Source organism: Enterococcus sp. DIV1421a (assembly GCF_051711025.1).
GTDB classification, from domain to species: domain Bacteria; phylum Bacillota; class Bacilli; order Lactobacillales; family Enterococcaceae; genus Enterococcus_B; species Enterococcus_B hirae.
The window spans coordinates 981,501-987,500 of sequence record NZ_JBIOLU010000001.1 but is presented as its reverse complement, the minus strand read 5'-3'; the positions used below and the strand labels follow the sequence as shown (position 1 = coordinate 987,500).

General features: G+C 42.3%; 2 protein-coding genes, 1 tRNA gene and 2 rRNA genes (1 of these 5 cut by a window edge). All 5 read right to left on the bottom strand.

What is annotated here, in order from left to right; genetic code table 11:
• Positions 1–1,139, bottom strand: a 23S ribosomal RNA gene (locus IGK21_RS04615); it reaches 1,775 nt to the left of the window's first position.
• Between the two features lie 179 nt (positions 1,140–1,318).
• Positions 1,319–1,391, bottom strand: a tRNA-Ala gene (locus IGK21_RS04610).
• A gap of 78 nt (positions 1,392–1,469) precedes the next feature.
• A 16S ribosomal RNA gene (locus IGK21_RS04605) occupies positions 1,470–3,029 on the bottom strand.
• Together the 16S and 23S rRNA genes with 1 tRNA gene alongside form the textbook arrangement of a ribosomal RNA operon.
• A 666-nt stretch (positions 3,030–3,695) precedes the next feature.
• Positions 3,696–5,195: a HAMP domain-containing sensor histidine kinase gene (locus tag IGK21_RS04600; RefSeq protein ID WP_010719635.1), complete on the bottom strand. Its 1,500-nt coding sequence runs from the start codon at positions 5,193–5,195 to the stop codon at positions 3,696–3,698.
• Positions 5,192–5,878 (bottom strand): response regulator transcription factor, encoded by a 687-nt coding sequence (locus IGK21_RS04595; protein WP_005875038.1) that lies wholly within the window; start codon positions 5,876–5,878, stop codon positions 5,192–5,194. The genes IGK21_RS04600 and IGK21_RS04595 overlap by 4 nt, the downstream gene beginning before the upstream one ends.
• Between the last annotated feature and the right edge of the window lie 122 nt (positions 5,879–6,000).

Sequence of the window (6,000 nt, the reverse complement as noted above, 5' to 3'; positions counted from 1 at the left end):
GCTATTACGCACTCTTTAAATGGTGGCTGCTTCTAAGCCAACATCCTAGTTGTCTGTGCAACCCCACATCCTTTTCCACTTAACATATATTTTGGGACCTTAGCTGGTGGTCTGGGCTGTTTCCCTTTCGACTATGGATCTTATCACTCACAGTCTGACTCCCGGATATGAATGAATGGCATTCGGAGTTTATCTGAATTCGGTAACCCGAGATGGGCCCCTAGTCCAAACAGTGCTCTACCTCCATCATTCTCAATTCCGAGGCTAGCCCTAAAGCTATTTCGGAGAGAACCAGCTATCTCCAAGTTCGTTTGGAATTTCTCCGCTACCCACACCTCATCCCCGCACTTTTCAACGTACGTGGGTTCGGTCCTCCAGTGCGTTTTACCGCACCTTCAACCTGGACATGGGTAGATCACATGGTTTCGGGTCTACGACTACATACTCAAACGCCCTATTCAGACTCGCTTTCGCTGCGGCTCCGTCTCTTCAACTTAACCTCGCATGCAATCGTAACTCGCCGGTTCATTCTACAAAAGGCACGCCATCACCCATTAACGGGCTTTGACTTGTTGTAGGCACACGGTTTCAGGTTCTATTTCACTCCCCTTCCGGGGTGCTTTTCACCTTTCCCTCACGGTACTGGTTCACTATCGGTCACTAGGGAGTATTTAGCCTTGGGAGATGGTCCTCCCGGATTCCGACGGAATTCCTCGTGTTCCGCCGTACTCAGGATCCTCCTAGGTGCCTTCCAAATTTCATCTACGGGGTTTTTACCCTCTTTGACTGACTTTTCCAAGTCATTCGACTATCTGAAAGAACTACCATATTGGAGTCCTACAACCCCAATGAGCAAGCTCATTGGTTTGGGCTTTTCCCGTTTCGCTCGCCGCTACTCAGGGAATCGAATTTTCTTTCTCTTCCTGCAGGTACTTAGATGTTTCAGTTCTCTGCGTCTACCTCGAATGCGCTATGTATTCACGCAAACGTAACATCCTATAAAAGATGCTGGGTTCCCCCATTCGGAAATCTCTGGATCATAGCTTACGTACAGCTCCCCAAAGCATATCGGTGTTAGTCCCGTCCTTCATCGGCTCCTAGTGCCAAGGCATCCACCGTGCGCCCTTATTCACTTAACCTTATCAACCTTGCGGTTGGGTTTTGATCTTTCTTCTAGCGATAGAAGTCCGATCAAGAAAATAAGCAATTGAACTTATTAAAAAACTCATTCAACGCGGTGTTCTCGGTTTGTATTACTAATTTACTTCAAATATCCAGTTTTCAATGAACAAAATGTTTTAACAACTAATGTTGTTAATGGAGCCTAGCGGGATCGAACCGCTGACCTCCTGCGTGCAAAGCAGGCGCTCTCCCAGCTGAGCTAAGGCCCCGATTTATTTTTGAGAGTAGACCTCTCAAAACTGAACAAAGTATAAAACAAACAGTGTAGTCTCCGTAATATTCCTTAGAAAGGAGGTGATCCAGCCGCACCTTCCGATACGGCTACCTTGTTACGACTTCACCCCAATCATCTATCCCACCTTAGGCGGCTGGCTCCAAAAGGTTACCTCACCGACTTCGGGTGTTACAAACTCTCGTGGTGTGACGGGCGGTGTGTACAAGGCCCGGGAACGTATTCACCGCGGCGTGCTGATCCGCGATTACTAGCGATTCCGGCTTCATGTAGGCGAGTTGCAGCCTACAATCCGAACTGAGAGAAGCTTTAAGAGATTAGCTTAGCCTCGCGACTTTGCGACTCGTTGTACTTCCCATTGTAGCACGTGTGTAGCCCAGGTCATAAGGGGCATGATGATTTGACGTCATCCCCACCTTCCTCCGGTTTGTCACCGGCAGTCTTGCTAGAGTGCCCAACTAAATGATGGCAACTAACAATAAGGGTTGCGCTCGTTGCGGGACTTAACCCAACATCTCACGACACGAGCTGACGACAACCATGCACCACCTGTCACTTTGCCCCCGAAGGGGAAGCTCTATCTCTAGAGTGGTCAAAGGATGTCAAGACCTGGTAAGGTTCTTCGCGTTGCTTCGAATTAAACCACATGCTCCACCGCTTGTGCGGGCCCCCGTCAATTCCTTTGAGTTTCAACCTTGCGGTCGTACTCCCCAGGCGGAGTGCTTAATGCGTTAGCTGCAGCACTGAAGGGCGGAAACCCTCCAACACTTAGCACTCATCGTTTACGGCGTGGACTACCAGGGTATCTAATCCTGTTTGCTCCCCACGCTTTCGAGCCTCAGCGTCAGTTACAGACCAGAGAGCCGCCTTCGCCACTGGTGTTCCTCCATATATCTACGCATTTCACCGCTACACATGGAATTCCACTCTCCTCTTCTGCACTCAAGTCTCCCAGTTTCCAATGACCCTCCCCGGTTGAGCCGGGGGCTTTCACATCAGACTTAAGAAACCGCCTGCGCTCGCTTTACGCCCAATAAATCCGGACAACGCTTGCCACCTACGTATTACCGCGGCTGCTGGCACGTAGTTAGCCGTGGCTTTCTGGTTAGATACCGTCAAGGGATGAACAGTTACTCTCATCCTTGTTCTTCTCTAACAACAGAGTTTTACGATCCGAAAACCTTCTTCACTCACGCGGCGTTGCTCGGTCAGACTTTCGTCCATTGCCGAAGATTCCCTACTGCTGCCTCCCGTAGGAGTTTGGGCCGTGTCTCAGTCCCAATGTGGCCGATCACCCTCTCAGGTCGGCTATGCATCGTCGCCTTGGTGAGCCGTTACCTCACCAACTAGCTAATGCACCGCGGGTCCATTCATCAGCGACACCCGAAAGCGCCTTTCAAATCAAAACCATGCGGTTTCGATTGTTATACGGTATTAGCACCTGTTTCCAAGTGTTATCCCCTTCTGATGGGCAGGTTACCCACGTGTTACTCACCCGTTCGCCACTCCTCTTTTTCCGGTGGAGCAAGCTCCGGTGGAAAAAGAAGCGTTCGACTTGCATGTATTAGGCACGCCGCCAGCGTTCGTCCTGAGCCAGGATCAAACTCTCATAAAAAGTTCGAACAATCTTACGATTGTTAAGCTCAATTGTTTGCTAGCATATTGCTTGCTTGTTAAAAATGTTTGTTGCCTTGAATCAATCAAGACGCCCTACACATTTGGTTTGTCTTTGCTTTGTTCAGTTTTCAAAGGTCTACATTTTTTCTTTCAACAACTCTTATATCTTAACATTTTCTTAAGGTTTTGTCAATAACTTTTTTCAAGTTTTTTGACTGAGTTGTTTGCCGTGTTCTTAACGACTTGATTATCATATCATTTAAATTGTTATTTGTCAACAACTTTTTCCATTGATATTTCAATCTTTTCGTCACTTCTTAATCAAGCGACTTCGTTATTATAACATGGTGATTTTTCATCGTCAATATGTTTTTTCAACAAATTTTAAAGTGAAATTCATCACGCTTTATCAGAACAAATAATAATATATCAAGGACTGTCGAAAAATGCAATAGAAAAAAACATATTTTTCACTATAATTTTTAAAAGCGAATATTCCTCTCGATAATTAGTATTTTGACGTTTTTTTATAGTTTTTTCAGCGCGTTTAACACCTATTCAGATACAAAAGTTCGGTTCCGCGTATTTACGTTTTTTATAAATTCGAGCACTTCCCTATATTGTTTGTTTTTTGAATAAAAAAAACAAGTAAAGTTAACCCCCTTTACTTGTTTTCTTCTTTTACAATCGGAATAAAGATCCTAAAAATGGTACCCTGCCCAACGACACTTTCTGCATTGATTCTCCCTTTATAATTTTCAACCAATTGCTTAGCGATGGATAAGCCTAACCCATTACCACCTTTTGTTCGTGCTCTGGCTTTGTCGACACGATAAAAGCGATTGAAAATCTTATTAAGGTCTTCTTGTGGTATGCCTTCTCCAAAGTCTTGAATCGCAATTTCAAATTCGCTCAATGTAGAAGAAATCGAAATATGCACTTCTTTTCGATTGGTTGAATACTTCACTGCATTATCCAAAATAATAATGATTAGCTGTTCAAAGTGGTTACGATAAATTTGCAGAGTCACTTCTTTTGCTAAATCGTCATCTAAAGTAATGACATAATCTGGATATAGTATTTTGAAGTTATTGTAAACCTGGTAAGTGACTTCTTTCGCTAATGTCGTTTCATTCGCATAATGCATATCCACTTGTTCTGCTCTGGAAAGATCAAGCATTTCCTGAACCAAACTCTTCATTCGACTAATTTCCTGCATGCTTGCAGCTAGTGATTCTTCTAAGATTTCAGGATCATCTTTCCCCCAACGATTCAATAAACTCAAGTGTCCCTCAATGATTGCTACTGGAGTTCTTAATTCATGAGAAACGTCTTCCACAAATTGTTCTTGCTGTTCAATATAAAGACGCATGCGATCAAGCATCTCATTGAAGATTTCAGCAAGATCAGCTAGTTCATCATTCGTATCAATTTCCGGCATATGAATATCTGATTGTGGGTCTTTACGAATCGTATCCATCGTGTCTCGTAAGACCTTTAATGGTTTTAAGAAATAAGAGGATAAGAAAAACCCGAGTATACTACTTAAAATCAAGGAAACAACTTCTAATACGATGAGTGTCAATAATAACTTGTTCCGAATATCATAAAAAGATGAAAGTTCATAAAAACTTTGAGCATAACCAATCTTTTCTCTCGTTTCTTTAGAATAGATCGGCTGGACAGAAAGAAAACCAGTTTTGCCATCTAACGTGACGATCGTTGGCACTTTTCTAGTTGTTTGGATCAATGAACGATCTTTTTCATGCGTTTTAAAAATTAATTTTTCATCTAAGTTATAGACATATAGATCCATTGAAGATTGTCCTAATTCGGAAATGAACGAATCGATTTTCATCAAATTCCCTTCAATGATTGATGTGTCACTGATGCTCGTATTATTTTCTGCATTTGTTAAGTTGCGGTAGGTGTTGACTAATGTCAGCTCTTCATTTGCATTGGCTAATCGTGAAGCGACTTCTGAGATCGTTCGTTCGTCATTGTTTCGCTCTTTTGCCACGATTAGATTGATTGAAGACTTATACGTAATGACCGCAAAAATGGTAAAAACAACGAATATAAAGAAAGAACTTGCAAAGGCCCACTTGATTGTCAAGGAGGGACCTTTAAGTTCTCTTTTTTCAGAATTTTTCGGTTTTATCACGAGCGCATCACATAGCCTGTTCCACGGACAGTTTGGATATAACTTTCTTCTCCAGGAACATCAATTTTATTACGAAGATAACGAATATAGACATCCACAACATTCGTTTCGACTTCTGTTTCGTATCCCCATACTTTGTTTAGTAAAACATCACGGGCTAATACAACATTTACATTTTCCATCAAAGTAAGTAACAATTCATATTCACGTTTTGTTAACTCAATGACTTCACTGCCGCGTCGTACGACACGATTTTCTTTTTCGATCGTTAGGTCACGATAGGTGATCGTTGTTTGTTTCGCTACATTCTTGTCTCCTTCAATGTCGATACGACGTAATAAGGCACGTAAACGAGCTAATAATTCTTCAATCGCAAAAGGTTTAACGATATAGTCATCTGCACCATGATCTAATCCTGAGACACGATCGATTACTGAGTCTCTAGCAGTCATCATAATGATTGGTGTATTTTTAACTTGACGGACACGACGGCATACTTCTAGTCCATTTAATTCTGGTAACATCAAGTCTAATAAAATAGCATCCCATTCATTGTTTAACGCTGCATCTAATCCTGTACGGCCATTGTAATGTACTTCTGCATTGTAGCCTTCATGCTTTAATTCTAACTCGACAAACCGAGCTAAGTTTTTCTCATCTTCAATGATTAGAATATTACTCATCAATTTTTTTCCTTTCTATTCTACGGGCTTTTCAAAACTCTATTATTATACCGATAATCTACTTAAAAATCTATAACCATTTTATCATGGATAATAATTTTTAAAAAGAGCTGAAGTCTTCT